The organism is Christensenellaceae bacterium (assembly GCA_031260975.1).
Classification (GTDB): domain Bacteria; phylum Bacillota; class Clostridia; order Christensenellales; family UBA1242; genus JAISKJ01.
In genome coordinates, this window is the sequence record JAISKJ010000001.1 from 43,556 (window position 1) to 62,266 (window position 18,711).

Genomic DNA, 18,711 nt, shown 5'->3' on the forward strand with positions numbered 1-18,711 from the left:
CTCCTTAATGGCTGAATTCTATATATGTTATACGTTTGTTAACATCGTTCAGAGTATGCATAAAGCGGCTTGCAATAAGCCCCGAAACATTAGAGAACAAACTTGAATCAAATGTAACCGCTGAGCTTAGGCGTATTTCTATGCCGCTGATTAAGTTAAAGTTTGGAAGCGCTGCATAAGCATTAATCAATGCAGTAAGCTCAACCTTGCTTTCAATATAGTGATCAAGCCCCACCTGCCCTGTATAGTTTGCATAATAGTTGTGACTTATCGTGGTATTGTTTCCTATCTTATATGTTGCAGTGTGCAGCGTCATTTCGGTATCGTTAGATAAGAAGTATGCGTGATTTGCAATTGCAGTACTGCCTCCGTTGTCTCTGATAACACCCCATGTTGCATCCACCCAATAATAGTTGCCGCCTATCCCAACTTCATTCCATGCATGATTGCCACCGCTTGCTGTTCCGTTTACCTTGGTGGCGTATATACCTTCAATACGGCAAAGTAGCACAAACGCCTTGGCAATTCCGTCACAAACCGCAATCTGACTGTCTAGGTCAAGGAATATACTTTCAAGATAAAACACACTGAAGTTTCCCCATGAACTAACTGTGAAGTTTCCTATGCTCTGCATAAAGCCATACAGCACAATGTCATAACTCACTCTGTTGACCAAATATCTATATATATTAAGCGTCTTTTCATAATCAGTCAGACTGTTACTGTTGTTAATCTGTTCAAGTACAATCCTTGCGTTCTGGTATACAGCTTCGGCAACGCTCCCCGCCTCAATATTTGGTCTTGTGCCATACTGCACTGCCATAAATAGTTGCTCGGTGTTATAAACCGGCAACACAGGAGTTACGCTGTCAATTGCAAAGACTCTGCTGGTGGGCAATGCCGTCTCATAGCCCGCATTAAACGTTGTTACTTTAGTAGCCTGAAAGTGTGTGTCTTTCCATGCATCCAACCCGCTATACCAAGCAGGTTTGGGGCTTATCCCCAAATAATAATCTTCAATCCCCGCCGTAGTAATTATCCTGTCTTTGTCAAGATAATATACAAATCCGGTTACTATATATACCCGGCTTATGCCTGTAGTGTTAACTGTAAGTGAATAAGTCAGTCCGTCATACTCGGGATAGCTGCTTCTGAAAATGTTTACTATTGTGTTATTGAGCGTGCCGCCCGACCATGGGTTTGCAAGATAAAATCTCAGTGTTGTCTTTTGATATAAAATAGCATGGTGAATAAGCAGTTCAAGTTCTTGTTCATCTTCTATATAATAGTCTTTAATCTCACCATTCATAACATACTTGGCCCGCACAAAATGCTGAACGTCGGTCATAGAAAACATATAAATCTCAGTCTGGTCAAAAATCTTATCAAGTTCTGTGTGATGTCCGCCTATGTCAAGTGCGTCATTATAAACAATAACCCTCACTTGATAGGTGCCGTCGGCCCACAAATACTGTGTCAAATCCAAACTTGTTTTGGGGCCGTTATAAACTTCTATACCGTCCACAAATACCGCCATGCCCGTGCTCGTCCCCGTTTGAATTTCCATAAAATCAGTGGTGGTGCTGTCAATATTCTGCACACTCATATAAACCGGCGGGTCATAGAAATTTGAACTCAAAACTATTGTTACATTAAGCGTATAAGTTTCTATAAAAATTTCATCAACTCCGTCGCCGTCAAGGTCATAAGAGATAAATACCGTCATCAGCACCAGCGCTATTGTATAGTCTGACCCCGAAAAAGCCGTTTGAAGAGCAACTAGGTTTGTAACAGTTAGAGTGTATGTGTCGTCACTGTCGTCATAGGGTGTGCTGTTGTCGTTGTGAACAATTGACACATTGCTCAAAATCGCAGAGGTATTATTTATTGGGTCAAGCTCAAACGTAACATGCTGAATGTCGTTGTCAGTGGTTCCATCATTGTCAAAGTCTACACTCGGGTCATGGTCACCCGTAGAATCTAGATATATCGCATATCTGTTTTGCTGAGACTGAAGATAGGAATTTATGTCATTTAACACAACCTGCAACAAGTCCGGCCCGTTGCTTTGAACTCCAAGATTATTCTCAAGAATAAACTCAATGGGCGCAAACGTAATAGTCTTGGTTATATCAGCAGCTCCGCCGCCCGTAAAGTATATAGTCATATTAACGTCAACACTGAACGAAACAGTCATTTCATAAGCTTTTAACTGAATTATGTTGTTAACAACTCTATGCTGCACTCTGTCAGCATCAACTCCCGTTATGCTGTTTACAACAACACCAACAACTGTCTGACCGTGCTTGCCATTAAAGCTATCCAGACTATACCATGTGTTGTCGCTTGGCAGTGTAACACTTGCGCTTTGGTTAATCGTCACGTCCCCGCTGCCCCAAACCGAATTCAAAACAACTTTCATTTCTATAGTATAAGTTATCACATACTTTACCTCAGCCGCGTCATAAACCGGAACATGAATAAGCACCGGCAAAATAATGTAGTTTACGTTGGGATTTGCCAACAGAATTGAGGCATAGTTTATAGCAAGCGTATAGTTGTCTCCGCTCAAATTAATTTGAGCGTCGCCCGGACCAAGGTTGGTGCCCGTTCGGTCAACCTCAAACGGGTTAGTTCCGCTAAGGTCAGCATACAAAATTGCCTTTTCAATATAATCAGCAAGCAAATCGTCATGGCCCAAAGTGTCAAATCCGTAGGTCTGGGTTATGATGAGGGGGTTAAGCAATCTTGTTTGGTCTCCAAGCCCCATCTCATCGTCTAAAAACCAAAAGGTATCAAGATTTGGCTCAACGGTTATAACTTTGGTAATTATTACTTCAGCCCCGTCAACAAAGTGAAGAGTTACAACAAGCGTCACTTGATATTCTTCAGTAGCTTCAAAGCCTCTCACCTTCAAAATGTTGCCGGTTGTAGTATAATCCACCCTACCGGCATAAGTGCCCTGTTTTGATACGTTTATATAACTAAGCCTTGCGCTCTGTCCGTGAAGGTCAATATCAAGCGTATTATAAACTCCGTCGCCCGTAATTGCTATGTCAGAGTTACTCAAAAGAGTTATATCTTGTTCACTCCACAGGTTATTTAAAACTATGACGCATGGCAAGCTGACTTCTTTTGCGCTCAGCACGGCCCCGCCGCCAAGGTTAACTTCTGCAATAACAGTCCTGACATAAATCTTTATCTCGTTAGTTCCCGTAAAGTTGTTTATCAAAAGCATAGGGTCACCGCTGTTATATACGATTTTAACAAGCCCCACAAAACCTGCATCAACAAGGCCTTGCAGGTTATTAAACCCTGCACTAATGAGATTTTGTGCACTGACAGATAAGGCAGCAACAACGCCTGCATCAACAAGATTCTGTGCACCAATAACTCCGATATCAAAAAGGGTCTGCACATTTATGAGAGTTTGCAGATTTATGCTGCCGGCAATAAGGAAGCCTTCGTCAATAAGGCGCTGCTGAGTGGTAAGCCCCTTATTAATAAGAGTTTGCGCCGTAACAGTTGTAGAACTGATAACGCCCTTATTAACAAGACTTAGCGCATTAATAATTCCGACATCTATAAGCTCCTGCACATCTATAAGCTGCTGTATATCAATAAGCCCTGCAGCAGTAAGACTTCCTGCGTCAAGCTGATAGGTAATCTCGCTAGGACTAACACCGGTAAGTCCGTTAAACATTTCAAATACTGTATTAAGGTCAATTCCGCCAAGGTCGGGCGCGTCAATCACGGCCTTGCCGGTAAATACTCCGTCCGCTTCATGCTGATAAGCCCCATCTATGTCAAGGCTGAAAGGTGTTGTAAAGAGTATATTGTGATAAGCAATACTGAAGCTGCTGAGCCCTATTTTTAATCCCACAACCACAGTTGTGTTAGATGGGATATCCTGCAGAACTTCTATCATAAGATTTCCATCCAGCGCAAACACTCCGCCACCTGATATGCTTAAGTTGATAAGTCTGCTGAGTGTTACGTTGCTATACCCGCCCTGAACAACATTGTTCATCATAACAGGTGTGCCATTGGCGGCTGTAATATTAAAGTTTATTCGGTTAAACAGGTTCACCACAGCGCTTTCTGACCCGACATATTCTGTTGCTGTATCTGTTTCAGAAGCGGTTATCTCAAAGCCGTAAACCGTGAAAGTATATGAAGCCACAGCCTCAGTGTAAACCTGCCATGAATAAGTAGTTGTTCCGGTATACACAAATCGTCCGTTTCCGCTGGCGGGCCTCACAGTAACAACAATTTCATATCCGTTTACGTTATAAGGAACATTGCCTATCACCAGAATATATCTGCTGCCGTCAAAAATCACATTAGCTATCGAGGTATCAACATTCAGTTCAAATATCGGGGTCATACCATCCACAACGCTTCCGCCAAGCTCGCTATAAAACCTGTGTTCAAGAGCCGTTAGGTCCACAACAGTTCCATTGAATGTTGTGGGTAAGCCTTCAACCGCTAAATTCCACACAATGCTGCCGCCTGAGTTCATATTGGCAGCCCAAATGCTCTTTGAACTGCTGCCCTCAGACACACTGCCGTTATAAAAGTCCAGCACCGCTGCTTTTATAACTCTATCCTCAACGGTCATAAAATAATCTTTAATAGCTGTATATTCACTTCCATACTGAGCACCTACTGCAATTTTAAATATCGCCGGAACAGAAGTTGTAGTGTTACCGTTGTTATATTCAATGGTGTCAATATCTCCTATATCAATTTTATAGCTATATCCTATCAGAGTACCCGTGGCAGGATTTCCGTTGTCATAAACCTCTGTCCAGCTGTTAATGTCAAGGCTTAACTTGCCGCCGTTTTGCAAAATTCCATAAGCCGAACTATAGCTTACGTTCAGGCTCATAAAACCCGTTCCAACCATTTGTGTCAAAAGACCAATCGGAGTACTTGTATTTTCAACCGACAGCACCAGATAATATGTTTCACTCTCAGCTACCGTAAGAGGCAGATATACCGTAGGATCTCCTGCGCCGCTGTCAATCTGATCAAGCTTGACACCTGCTCCGTCGGTCAAATAAATATTAAGCTGATCAATCTTGTTAGTCACCACTACACTCGTTTCGGCTGACTTATATTGAATATAATCACCGTTTATGTCTCTTATGTTGGCACCCTGTCTGGTTGTTGCCACAATCACAGCATAAACCCTAAACTCACCGTAACCCTTTGCACTGAAAGTAGCATCGGTAGCATCAATCAGTCCTGTTGAGCTGTTAAACTGTTCGTTTGGAACATACAGCGTAATCCATCTGTTGGTGTTTACAAAGTCTTTATCCTTAACCTTAAGGTAGGGGTAAGTATTATATACTATTGATGGTGCAACACCGACGCCCTCATAGAACTTAACGTTGCGCATAATTTCGGGGTTACCCAAAACATGGTTAACGCTGTCGGCAACTGAAGACTGTCCGCCCGAAGTGGTTATGGTAATGTCATTGCCATATTGTGCCTTAACCCAATCGGTAAGGTTGCTTGCACTGTCAGCCCATGTAAATGTAATACTTACATTGCTGGGGTTGGTCAGCCCCTCACACACTGCCCTAATACGTCCGCTCGCCCCTACCAGCGCACTCGTTCCGATTACGCCGCCGGTTGTGTTGTCAGTGTTAATATAATGCCACGAAACATTAGCAAAGCCAACACCGCCCTGCATAACCTGAGGGCCGATGCCGTCGGTCTTAACAAAGTCAAACGTAGTTTTATATGTCCCTGCAGCTGACGGAATATAGTCAATGTCAGCCGGATTTAGATAGAACATAAGATTTGAGAATGTAATAATTCCGCTGCCGTCATCCTGAATAGTTACATACTTCTGACCGGCCTGAGAGCCACCCAACGACAGCTGCTCGGGGTTTTGGGTTATATCCTTGCTGCCGTCAATCACAAAGTTATTCATGCCCTTATAGTTTATATTCACTATGTCTATGCCCGGCAGTCTGGGTTTTATGTTCACAGTTATAGTCTTTTCAATAAGCGTCCCTTCAAAGGTAGTAAAGCTTGCCTTAAGCGTCACGTTAAGTCCAACGGGGCTCAGCATAGCCGCATCAAAATTAATCGGTTCCACACGCCACTTGGTGCCTGTCCCCGAGGTGCCCGCAACTTTGGTTATGTTAAGATATGTGGTATCCTGCTCGGTGATTGTCACTCCGCCCAAAAACTTATCTAGCACACTTGCGTCATAGTTGTTGTCAACAGGAATGAGCCTGAGACCAAAGTTTGGCAAAGAGTTGTCGGAGATATAAGCCAGAAAATCCGTTTCTTCATAAAGGTAAAGCGGCAAAACACTGCCTGTTGCTTCAAGGTCGTCAACTCTCACATCCTGAACCGCAAATTCTTCGATGGAAGTCATTACAAAAAGGTCAGTTGAACGCTCTCTTAAAAGACCAAAAATATCAGCATTTGAATAAGTGCTGTAATAATCGTTATCCTTAAAGTTTTTAAACATACAGGCCTGAACATAAAAATATCTCTGTTCATCGCGCACCTGCAAAACTGTATTGCTTGTCACCTGCGTGCTGTTTATGGCATTTATCCAAGGTTGGCCGTTGATGCTAAACCCTGCCACATTGCTACCTGTGTTAAGAAGCATGCTTCCTGCGTTGTCTTCAAGCAAAAAATAGTATATCGTTTTGTTTCGGTCAAAGGGACTAACTCCTACATCTAAATGACCGGGGTTTCGCGCGTTTGACGGAAGCACTTCAATGCGACTGTTAAAAAAGCCGTCAAAATTCACCCATGAGTTGAGAGAAAAGATATTGTTGTCAAAATCATCAAACCCTAACTCATTGGCAGTAGTGTCCACATAAATTACCAATTCCTGAGATTGCACAAGCTGATTCTCGGTATAGGCCGTAATTCGGGCCACTCCGCCGTGGTTATTCCCGTTTTGGTCTTTGGTTGCAAAAACCTGAAAGTGCCTGCCAACTTCCGCCGTAGGCGGCACCTGCAAAACCTCAGGCTTGTCTACCCTGAGCATAATTTTGGTTTCAGTCACATCCGCCGTAGTTGTAATAACAAGCAAGTCAAACCCGCCTGTTATGATTGTGCCGCTGCTTGTCGTAAAACTCAAATCGTGCGGAGCTACAACCGGTTTATTGTTGCCAAACAACAACACTCCGCCAAAAATCAAGGCAAACGCACCTACAACGCAAGCAGCCACAATTCCCACAACCTTAAGAACTTTTTTGGCGCTTAATTTTACTGCCATAACTCCTCCTTTGTGTAGTATGAGCAAGTTGCCTACCCGTTATTATAAAACGATAAAATGCCATATAACTATATACAATATAATTATATATAATATAGTGCCTGCAAGTCAAATTAAAAAGGCAATAAAAAGACGGCCATCACCGTCTTTTTTTCTATATATATGCAAGCAACTGAAGCCCCGTTTTCTTCTTATTAACAGGGGGCTGGTATATATGTCTCTGAACTATACTACAGGCAGCAAACTGTCATACTAAAATATTTCAGATGTCAGCAGTGCTGAATGCAATCGGTACTGCCACCGGAGTGTCCTCATTCGGATATATAAGCGGCCCGCCGTTGGCTTTTTCGCGCTCCTGCATAAGCTTGTTGTGCTTCAAAACGCTCTTAACTATTGCTTTTGCGGCAAACTCTCTGAATTCATCAGCACTAAGCTCATTATTCTCGCTCAGGTGTTTTTTGAGCGTCAAAAAGTATTTATACACAAAATTAAGCCGAAGGTTTGTGTTACACCCCACCAATTTTCGCACTTCCGACCAAATATCTGTGCCGGCAAAATCACTTAAATCTGCCATAAGAAGCCTGACAAACCTATTAAATAAACTGCGCAAAAGTGCCGTGTTGCTTACAAATTTGCCGTTTGATTTATAAAACTGATGCATATCTACTTCAACAACCGGAAGCCCCAGCCTCTGAGCAACGGGCTCTAAAACCTTTCTCAGTCTGCTCGTTTGAAGCAGACCAAACCCATAATAGAATACCGCAACGGGTCTTGTGGTTTCTCCGTCCAAAACCACGGTGTTATAATTTTGCGTAAATCTCTTTGAGCTGTTGTTTCTGATAATCTGCTTGGGCGTTTTAAGTCTGGTGGCAAGCCCATTTACAAACAGATATTCTTCGCCCTTGTTTGCTGTTATAAAATCGCCGTCAGAAATTTCTTCAGACTTTTTGATGCTGACAACCCCCAGACTGTCGGTTGCCGCAACAAAGTTTTTGTCTATACCATAAACAAACCCATACGGCGGAACATCACTGATGGCACAAGTAATATCGCGCGGGTCAGTCAGCGTAATATTGCTGTTGCTGACAAGCACAGAGGTTATGAAGTTTGGCCTTAAATTATAGGCTTCGGCAAGCTTAGATATAACCTCACCTATAGTTCCTGCAAAAATCGGTTTGATACAAAGCTTAAAATCACCGTTTCTAAATTTTTTAATATCGGTTATATCTTTTTTCCATATGTTTTTTATAAGCTCGGCGTTTTTGCTTTCAACGCTGATAATATCATTCACAAGCTTTTCAACCCTTTTGGTTTCATCTGCTTTCTTGTCAAAATAGCCTGTCTTTGCAATCTCATTAATAAGGTTTTTTACATACTCATAGTCACTGAGTACTCCCTCAGCGGCGCTCTTTTCCAGCTTTTCATCCACGGCAATACTCTCAAGCTCACAGCAAATACCTTGAACGGTGTCCCGTACCTTCCAAAAATTATTAAGCTGTCCTGCCGTAATCATCGCCCTTTTCCTCTCTCTTTAGGGTCACACTTTAAGTATAAAATTTTTGAAGTAAATGATTTTATACTTAAAGTGTGACCTACTCTTTCATACTACCAAAGTTTATTTTAAAAGTCAAAGAGATTTTGCATATTCTTTATTTTTTATACATTATTGTGCATAAATATGCCAAACAAAAAAAGGGCTACTGCCCTTTTTTCTTATTTACCAAATCTTTTTATTATACAATGCCGCCTATAGCACTCATATCTCCATATCCTTCAATAATTATGAAATTGCCGGATAATTGAACAAAAGTACTCATATCTTTTTCCTCAACAGTACCTGAAACAGTAATGTTGTCTGAACCAAACGAAAAATTTAATTTCTTAATCGTTTGCATCTGTTCATAGTCGGCATCTTCCTCGTCCAAATCCGCCCATTTTGCATAATCAACCATTCCCTGAAGCATTCCTCTTACCATAAAGAATGTCATTCCAGCTTCTTCTTTGGTGTCAAAGCACATAACGGTTACCATGTAGTCTTTTTCGTCTACAGTTTTTGTGCCGGTGATTGTGTTGTCAGACAATGTTGCATTTTCATATCCGTTGTCAATTAAAACCTCCACCATCTCTGTTGCTGTTTCGGGCGGATTTTTCGCCCAACCTGGAATTGATACACTACTGCAAGCACTAAATGCGAAGGCTGCTACCAACAAGACTGCCATTACACTGAAGATACTAAGTCTTTTCATATTTGTTCTCCTTTTTTTGTTATGCATTTTTTATGCATAAATCATGTGTATAGCATATAACATTTTTATACACCATGTCAAACAAAAAATGCAATTTTAAAAGATTTTTTGCATCTTTAAGAGTATTTTACGCAGTTTTTGAATAATTATCCTTAAAAACCACCGGATTGTGATCCGGTGATTCTTATATTTTATTTTATCTTGATCTAAAACTGAAATTATAAACATCCCCGCCGCTGAGCGTAAGAGTAATTGCATTTCCTTCAAACGTAATTACATTGTCACCTTGGTCGGTGAAGTTTGCCGTCACATATCTATAACCCAAACCAAACAAGTTATAATCAATTTCGCCGGCAAGAGATACAATTTCAGAGCTGCCGGTCTTTAGGGCAAGAATACCGCCCAGAGTTGAAAAGCTTATGCCTAAAGCATTTGTAGTGTCAACATCGCTTGACTGCAGCTGATAAATACTTGCGCCCGACAAAAGATACTCCTCTTTTATGCAGTCAGTAGTAGTCAGCAGATAATGGGCAAATCCCTGCGACAAATCAATGCCGCTGTCTATGATCGTTTGCTGGTCACTTTCGGTGATTTTACGATAAACAGTTTTATATTGCTCAGCAAAACCCTCTGTATCCTCAAAGGTAGCATTTTCAAACACAATCCTGCTTGTTAGCTGCCCTCCGGCAAAATTAAACTGTTCGCGATGCCATGTGGCGCCAAGATTACTATACTCTATTTTGGCGCTTTGATATTTTTGAGTGCTATAATCTTCAAGTATACTCTGATAGGCCTCTCTTGCAGCTTCTCCTTCAAGAGCTATGTCTTTATTAAGACGGTTTAGCGAAAATACCACAAACGGGATAAGTATGGCTAAAATCAATACAACCGCAACCATAGTAAGAATTGTGTTTTTGTATGCATCCAACACTATGGGCTTAAGTGGCCGCTCTTCTTTCTGCTTTTTCATTTGCCGCCTCCCTTGTTTGGTTTACCTTTGCTGTTAATCTCCTTTTCTATCCTGTCAAGAATATCATCTATGGTGTCTTTTTCAGCTGTCTCTTCTTCTATAACTTCTTTTATGACCTCAGCCGCGCTCTGCTCAGCCTCTTTTGATTTTGAAACTTTTGCCGCCTTTTCTTTGACCTTTTTGGGTTCAGCCTCACTCTTGGTTTCGGCTTTCTTATCTTCTTTGGGCTCTTTGGGTTTAGCGGGCTTTTTCTTTTTTGCTTCAGCTTTTTTATTGCTTTCTGTTTCAGCGGGCAATTCCTCCGCTTTTTTACTGTCTTCAACCTGTGTCAAAGTTGTTTCCGATTGTGTTGATGCTGTTTCCAAAACTGCGGCATTGTTTAAATCTTCTGCTTTGTTTTCCTTCGGTGCTTCCAGACTATCTTCTGCCGCACCAATATCCTGAGTTTCAGTGGCAACACTTCCGCCGCCCAAAACAACTGTCTCTTCATTATCCTGAGTTCCAGACTGTGCCGTCACTTGAGCCTGAGCTTCTTCCTGCGGCCAATATTCAGTTTCCGCATTTTCCATTGGTTGTTGAGGCTGCACAAAATTCTGTGTTTGCGGCTCCCATGTTTGTTGCGGCTGCCACTCCTCAGTCTGCCGGGGCAGTTCAGCCGGCCCTACATACGCGTTAAAATTATCATCAATATCTGTTTGCGACGTTTCTTGAACTGCTGCATCGCCAACTGCAGCCTCACGGCTGCGGGCTAAATCCTCACGCGCCTGCGTAAAGCTTTGTTTGGTTTTGTTTTCTTCCAAAATTTTATTCAACGCTTCGGGGCCTGACGCTCCGTGAGTTCCGTGCAGGTTACCCTCCTTGTCAAACGACAGCCACAGCCGCGGATCCTCTTCACCGCCGTCCGTTGGCTCAAAACATTTATACAGTCTTATATATATAGTAAGCTTATAGGCAGCAAGTGCACCGACAACAGTCAATATTATAAGCACACCATACTCATGGGCAAACCATGTGTTTTGATAGTCACCGAATATAAGACCCAGCAATGTTGCAAACGCCGCTATATATAAACCGGCTCCTATGCCCAGATTTGTTATGCCGTGCCGTCTTATCGGCCTAAGTTCCTTGGCAGTATGCGGCTTTTCATCAAAACTCCCGCGGGCCAGCTTCTTATATAATAAGATATTAGAAATCTGCAGGCCCAAAATGCCGAGTATTACAATGCCCATCAACACTATCAAAACATAATGCCCCAAAAGCATAGCCACGAAACCTGCAAACAGTTCGGCCAACCACCAAAGCTGAGCACTTGCAACACCTATCTGCTGCAAAACATTATGACCGCTAATAGTCTGAATAATTCCGATAGCAACAAACAGTGCAAGAACTACCCAAAGTACTATGGTTATAATCGAGGTGATAAGCAAGGCATTTTTGGAGTAGTTGTTTTCCATCTGATAGCTGTTATGCCTTATGATTGCTCTCTTTTTTGAACCTACTTTGGCGCGCCTCGTCAATACCGCAATTAAAATACATGAGAGTGCAAAGAAGAATTCTACAACACCAAGCACAATCATACCAAGCTCAAAGTCACCAAGGCTTAGGACCAACAAAGCCACAACCAGAGCTAATGAAAATACTGCATATATAATGCTGTTTCGTCTTATATTCATAGCAAAACGTTTATCTACAATGTTTTGTGCCGCAAGCACCTTATATTGCATCACCGAAATATCTATCAAAAATGCTACAACCATAACAGCCAGCACAACTACCAGAATTGCTCTTATTATATCAATCTCAAACAAGGCAAATCCCATAAAGGTCTGCCCACCTGATCTAACCAGCGGCAAAAAGAGTGACAGAAGCAGCACAACCGAAAGACATGTTGCAATAGCAATAGGATTGTCATTTGTTGTATATATATTCTTTATATACTGCGGCTTGCCATTCGACCCTGCTGCTACAGCAGTTGCAGCTGCGGCTGCCTGAGCATCATGGCTCTGGCCCTCAAAACTGTTGAGGTCATAGCTTGCAACTTCCTTATTGGGTTGCGTGAGCACTTCAGTCTGAAGCGGCTCTGCCTCGGGCTGAGTTACTTCCGGCTGATATACACCTGCTTCTTCTGTTGATTTATCAACAAACGCAACAGGTTCCTCATTAAACAAGCTGTGCTGCCCCACAATGGGAGTATTAAGCTCTTCTTCACTTTGCACCACACGGTTATCCTGATATATAACCGTCCAACCTTCGGCGTTTGCAGGCTGACCCTCTGCTTGACCTATAGACTGCATTTCGGTCTGAACAGGCTGAGACATAAACTGCTCAGTCGTTTGAACCTGCGGACCTACAAAATTAAGCTGCTCCTGTATCGGCGCCGAAATTTTGTCAAAGTCGCTTTCCTTGTTTTCGGCAAGCATAGCGTCACCCCTTATAGTGCCGCTACTTGGCGTCATTGTGTCAAAATATTCACTAAGACTAGTACCGCCCCCAGCAGTAAGGTCTGTTCTGCCTCCGGTGTCAACATCAAAAGAGCCCGTTTGGTTTTTATCTTCATACGGAAGTGCGCTCTTAGACGGTGCTGTGTCCGAATTATAATCTATCTGCTTGCGCTCAGGCTTAAATAGATCAGGGTCTATGTTCATATCAGGCATATCATATGCCGTCATGTCATATTCATTGATACCTATGCGGCTTATGTCCTCGCTGGATATCACATCATCCTGATAATCCTCTTTGACGGGCGCATATTCCCGCTTGGCAGAAGTGCGATTTTCCAAGCTGCGGACAGCCTTTTGAGGCACAACAGTATTTTCCTCATCCTCCAAAACTGCCCGTCTGATTTTTTCATTTGTTACCACCTGCTCCCAAAGCGGCGATTGTGAATCGCGGACTTTTGACACTCTGGCTCGGCTCTTGGGCTTTTTGCTCACGCGCTTTTGGGGTTTAGGTTCAGTTTTTGTCTTCTTAGAGCTCCTGCGTCCGATAGGCACATACATTTCTCTCTCGATTGCCACATATTCACCATCATCTTTGGCATGAACCCGCACACGCGGAGGCTTTTGCTCTTCTTCTTCATCTGCATCCAAATATCTGCTGGCAGGCTTTCTGCTGCGCCTAATTATGTCTCTTGGAACATACTCCTCCTCAGGTTCTTCATCAAGCTCTTCTTCATAAGGCTCTTCATATTCCTCTTCTTCAGTTTCTGGTTCTTCTTCGTCATATCCCTCTTCAGGCTCATATTCTTCTTCAAGTTCTTCGTCACTAAAAACTTCCTCATCAGAATATCCTTCATCGGGCCTTCCTTGATATTCACTACTGTCAGGGTCAAAAAAAGTGGCCTCGGGGTGCACAAAAACATAGTCTTCTATAAAAGTCTTAGAAAACACTTCTTTAATATCCAATTCATAAAAATCTGTAAGTTTCTTCAGCTGCTCTGCCTGAGGAAGCGTATCGCCTCGCGCCCATTCCAGATAGTCATCAAGAGACACTCCCGCAGCGTCCACCAAAGCCCCAATACTTAGCCCGGCAACTTCTCTTAGAAACTCTAAGTTTTTGGCAAGAATATTCACTTTTGAAACCTGCTTTGTTTAGTTTGACTTAGTATACCAAACCCCACCGTTTATGGCAAGTAAACTCACAAGGTTTTGAGCAAAACAATCCGCCATTATTTTGAGACTTATTACACTGCCATAAAACTATTATGAGCGTTTGCGGCAAAAATACCCTGCCGACTACGAAGTCGGTCACATAAAACCACATATTCGTCAATCAAAAATAGTCAAAATCTCCTCATTCTAGTAGAGTTTCATCCAAAAAACAAAAGCCCGTCTGACTGTTCGAAGTTTTGTCGGACTTAAGCTCTTTATTTCTTTGATTTAATCTTTGCAATTATTTCTTCAACACGCTCTATCAACTGCTCCTGCGTTCCGTTGTTCAAAACAAAATAATCAGCAACAGCTATGGGCTCAGCCTTGTCAAGGTTTTCTATTTCACTCTGATCCCGCGCTGCAGCCTGCTCCAAGGTAAGAGGGCGGACCGGACGTGCGGTGAGCCTGTTATATCTAATTCTCTTGTCTGTCACCACCGCCACTGCTTCAAAATCAGCGCCGAATTTTTGTTTTATAAACTCATATTCGGCCCATGAATACATACTCTCAAGAGTAACATCACCGCTCTTATATGCCTTTTCAATTTTATCAAGGCTCAACTTTGCATAAATTGCCTTATCGCCGCCAGCCCGAAGGCTTTCGCGGATTTTCTTTTCGTTTTCCGGCGTTAGCTCAAGTTTTTGTCTTTTCATCTCGTCAAAGGTAGCCTCACCAAAATAGACATTTAAAAACCCATGTTTGTTAAACACTTTGGCAACCTCGCTTTTGCCACTGCCGCACATTCCCACAATTGCAATAATTTTGTTTCCCATATTTACTCCTTTGAAATAGTAGACATATCACTAAATCTTTTCAACAGTTATGGTATAAGTCTTAAGCAAGCTGCTCCCGTCAAATACTTCAAGCGTAAATATATAAGTCGTTGCAATCTGGTCAAGCTGCCAAAAACTTCCTGTAAATATTTCAGGCGTTTCATCAAAGTTGCCCGCATCCGCCGTGAACGCATAAAGATAATTATTATACCCTTCAAAATAATCAGTAAGGTCAATAGCGTCATACTCGGCATCTATAAACATATCATCACCAACAAGAACTGCTCCATACGAAATGCTCTTTAAAAATTCATTCAGCACAACAGTATAGTTAACATATATCTCAATACTACCAAGACTGTTGCCATATTCTATTGTCAGTTGCCGGTCTCCTGTTGCGGCGCTGTTAAAGCCTGTTATCATAGCGGATGTAATATCTATTATCTTATGTGTTCCGCCCTGATAATTCACTCTAAATCTTCCGCCGATTACGTCTAAAACTTCACCTAAGAAGTATTGTGTTTTAAACGCAGTATCAACACTTATTGAAGTTATCTGAATTTCCATTACTCTATAAAACAGTTCTATGCTAAGTCCGCCGAAGTGAACAAAGCAGCTGAAATCGTCACCCAAAACGCTTGTGTCAAAACCGGTTATGCTAATACGTGCGTCACTCAGCGGGACTATTTCAATATCCTCAGGCCCTGTGTTATATAAAACTCTCAAAGAGCCGCGGCTAAGGTCCAGCGAACCGTCAAGTGCGTATATATTAAATGGATACTTCCCGCTTTGGTCTTGGGTCAAATTTATCTCAACAGCCAAAACCGCAAGTATTTGATAAGGTATATTTAAACTACTACCGCCATATTCCAATCTGAAATTAAAATTTCCAGCTGTCAATGTGCTCATAGGCACAGTAATAATGTCACTCGTAAACTTAACCTCAAGCTCGGTGCCCCCCTCCAACACAACTGTCAGCACAGCCCATTCGGGCACAACGGCATTTTTGTTTTGATAGAACGTCAGAGAAGGAATATTAGTTGACAGTGAAAGCACAGTTTTGTCATATTCATCAATCTCCACTACACTATAGTCAAACTCATAACCCTTCTGCTCATACGTTACTACAAAAATTTTCTGTCCGGTTGTTGCAGTGTCCACTCCGTTTACCCCAACAATCGGCTCTAAAATCTCTTCACCATCAACTGTAACGGTGACAGTAACTTCCTCTACCATCTCATTTAATAAATACATAGTCTTAAGGCCGCTTACACTCACACTTATTACAGGGTTTGGATCGGGGTCGGGGTCCGGGTCAGGTTCACCTCCGGTGAGAACAATCGGCAGCACAACAGCAGGTATAATCAAAAGCAAAAACAGAAGATAGAGCAGCTTGAACTTAGACTTATATTTAGGTTTATATTCTTTTTGCATTATTTCCTGTTCGATTTTGTCAGCAGAAATTTCCTCGTCATCAAACTCTTGTGTTTTCAAATTATACCTCCTCTTTAGAAGTTCTTTACTTTAGTTTTTATTAATATGCCAGCTGCTCAGTAACGGTAAACACAAGGTCCTCCAAAAAGTCCTTGCCCTCGTCACTGTTCAAGTCAAAGTCTTCTTCCTGCAAAACACTGCTGATTTCACCCGCAATGCCAAAGAAAATAAATCTTATTTTATACTCATCAAATTCGGCAACCTTTTCTTCTTCCTGCCCCACTTCACAAATGTTTTCAAGCAGCGATATCATCATCTTCTGGCTTTTTTGCAAAAGCTTGCTCAGAGTATTTGCATCGGCCTCACCAAGATACTTTAAATAGCTTTCAAATGTCCAAGGGAAAACCATCCAGAAATTTGCGCTCATACAAACGCAAAGCGACTTTAAATATACCCTCAAACTCTGGTCAAAGGTAGTTACCTTAAAGCCTTGCGAAAAAAACTTTATCATACGGTTGACATAATATAAAAAGCTGTTGTAAATCATTTCGTCTTTGCTGTTAAAATAATCATAAAGTGTGCTCTTTCCCACTCCGCATCTTCGGGCCACTTCGCTAAGCGTAACAGCCTGATAATCAGCTCCGTCGTTCAGCATCGCAAGCACTTCTTTGTATACAAATTCTCTTTTCATTTAAACCCCTCTTTTTGCTCATAATTATATTTATTATTCTACATTATAGCCTATAATCTATGCGCTTGTAAAGGAAATTGAATAAAAAGAGCTCCTCCAAACGTCAAATCCGACCGTTCGGACGCCAAAAAATAAAGAATTATGACAGCTGCTTATAAATTTCTTATAATACACTTAAATTAGGTAGATTTTTTTTGAAAAAAATATTAGAATATTGATATTGAAAGGAAGTAAAAAATAGTATGAAAAAAACAAAAACAATCTGCACTTTAGGACCTGCCACAAGTGACTATCAAACAATTTTAGGTCTTATTAAAAACGGTATGAATGTGGCAAGACTGAACATGAGTCACGGAAATCTCAGCACTCATCAAAAATCCATTGATATGGTAAAGCAAGCACGCCTCGAGCTTGGAGTGCCGTGTGCCATTATGCTTGACACACGAGGGCCTGAAATTAGAATAGGACATTTCAGCTGCGACAAGATTATCCTCAAAAGAGGTGATTTATTTACTTTCACCTCACGCCAGATTGATGGTGACCAAAACGAGGTTTCAATAAATTTTCCTCCCATAATTAAGGGCGCCAAGGTCGGCGGGTCGGTTTTTGCAAACAGCGGGCTTCTGGAGTTTAAAATTATTGAAGTCACAAAAACAGATATTATATGTAAGGTCGTTGAAGGCGGAGAACTTTCCTCCTATAAAAACTTTGCTGTCCCCAGAGCCAAGATTGATATGCCCTATCTTAGTGAAACCGACAAAGAACACATAAAGTTTGCTGCCCAAAACAATTTGGAATTTGTGGCATGCTCGTTTGTGGGCGGAGCTGAGGACGTAAGGGTTGTCAAAAAATATATTGCGAGCCTTGGCGGAGATATGGAAATCATATCCAAAATAGAAAGCGAAGAAGGCATAAACAATCTTGAAGAAATTATTGATGAAAGTCACGGCATAATGATAGCACGCGGCGACATGGGAACTGAAATACCTATCGCACAAATACCGTCAGTTCAAAAACATATCATTAACTCCTGCACCATTAAAGGCAAGCCTGTTATTGTAGCCACCGAAATGCTGGAGTCTATGACCGAAAAAACAAGGCCCACCAGAGCCGAAGCTGCCGACGTGGCAGCAGCCGTGTTTGACGGCACCTGCGCTACAATGCTGTCAGGTGAAACCGCTGTGGGAGTAAATCCTGTGGGAGCTGCCAAAACCATGAGCAGTATTGCAGATGTTACCGAACAAAACATAGACTATGATGAAGCATTTGTCGGCCACTTTAAATATCACAACGCACTTGATGCCGTGTCATACTCGGCCTGTGCTGCTGCAATGGCACTGAAAGCAAAAGTCATTGTATGCTTCACTCAAACAGGCCGCACGGTTAAACGCCTCAGTCGATTTAGACCCGCAGCCACAATCCTTGCTGTCACCTACAATCCCCAAGTATACAACACTCTGTCTCTCAGCTGGGGAGTACTTCCGGTTCTGACGCCTGCTGAAATCAAATTTGACAATATGTTTGAAACAGCCAATCAGCTGGTAAAAGACCTCAAACTTGCCAAGCGGGGAGATGTAATAATCATCACTACGGGCTCCCCCACTGTACACATGGGTCCGACCAATATGATAAAGATATCCGAAGTTGAATAAGACAGTCAAAAAACAATAAAGTATTGATTTTCTGTTCATT

Annotated in this window: 9 protein-coding genes; 1 reads left to right on the forward strand and 8 read right to left on the reverse strand. The window is 42.0% G+C overall.

Going from position 1 to position 18,711, the window contains the following annotated elements:
• Nucleotides 1-4: 4 nt before the first annotated feature.
• From LBN07_00220 to LBN07_00255, 8 genes are all read right to left on the reverse strand, one after another.
• Nucleotides 5-7,255 carry a hypothetical protein gene (locus LBN07_00220; GenBank protein ID MDR0849898.1) on the reverse strand — a complete coding sequence of 2,417 codons (7,251 nt, stop codon included), beginning with the start codon at nt 7,253-7,255 and terminating at the stop codon, nt 5-7.
• Between the two features lie 262 nt (nt 7,256-7,517).
• Nucleotides 7,518-8,768, reverse strand: coding sequence for a hypothetical protein (locus LBN07_00225; protein MDR0849899.1), 1,251 nt, complete (start codon nt 8,766-8,768; stop codon nt 7,518-7,520).
• A 220-nt stretch (nt 8,769-8,988) separates the two neighbouring features.
• Nucleotides 8,989-9,501: a hypothetical protein gene (locus tag LBN07_00230; GenBank protein MDR0849900.1), complete on the reverse strand. Its 513-nt coding sequence runs from the start codon at nt 9,499-9,501 to the stop codon at nt 8,989-8,991.
• A gap of 196 nt (nt 9,502-9,697) precedes the next feature.
• On the reverse strand, nt 9,698-10,471 hold the full coding sequence (locus LBN07_00235) for a hypothetical protein (protein ID MDR0849901.1): 774 nt from the start codon (nt 10,469-10,471) through the stop codon (nt 9,698-9,700).
• Nucleotides 10,468-14,043, reverse strand: a complete 3,576-nt coding sequence (locus LBN07_00240; protein ID MDR0849902.1) for a hypothetical protein — start codon at nt 14,041-14,043, stop codon at nt 10,468-10,470. Before LBN07_00240 ends, LBN07_00235 begins: the two co-directional genes overlap by 4 nt.
• A gap of 293 nt (nt 14,044-14,336) precedes the next feature.
• Nucleotides 14,337-14,894, reverse strand: a complete 558-nt coding sequence (locus LBN07_00245) for an AAA family ATPase (GenBank protein MDR0849903.1) — start codon at nt 14,892-14,894, stop codon at nt 14,337-14,339.
• A 30-nt stretch (nt 14,895-14,924) separates the two neighbouring features.
• A complete protein-coding gene (locus tag LBN07_00250) occupies nt 14,925-16,388 on the reverse strand; it encodes a bacterial Ig-like domain-containing protein (protein ID MDR0849904.1) in 1,464 nt (487 codons plus the stop codon).
• 40 nt (nt 16,389-16,428) lie between these two features.
• Nucleotides 16,429-17,019: a TetR/AcrR family transcriptional regulator gene (locus LBN07_00255; protein MDR0849905.1), complete on the reverse strand. Its 591-nt coding sequence runs from the start codon at nt 17,017-17,019 to the stop codon at nt 16,429-16,431.
• Between the two features lie 242 nt (nt 17,020-17,261).
• Between LBN07_00255 and pyk the strand changes: the two genes are divergently transcribed.
• Nucleotides 17,262-18,671 carry a pyruvate kinase gene (gene pyk, locus LBN07_00260; protein ID MDR0849906.1) on the forward strand — a complete coding sequence of 470 codons (1,410 nt, stop codon included), beginning with the start codon at nt 17,262-17,264 and terminating at the stop codon, nt 18,669-18,671.
• Nucleotides 18,672-18,711: the final 40 nt, after the last annotated feature.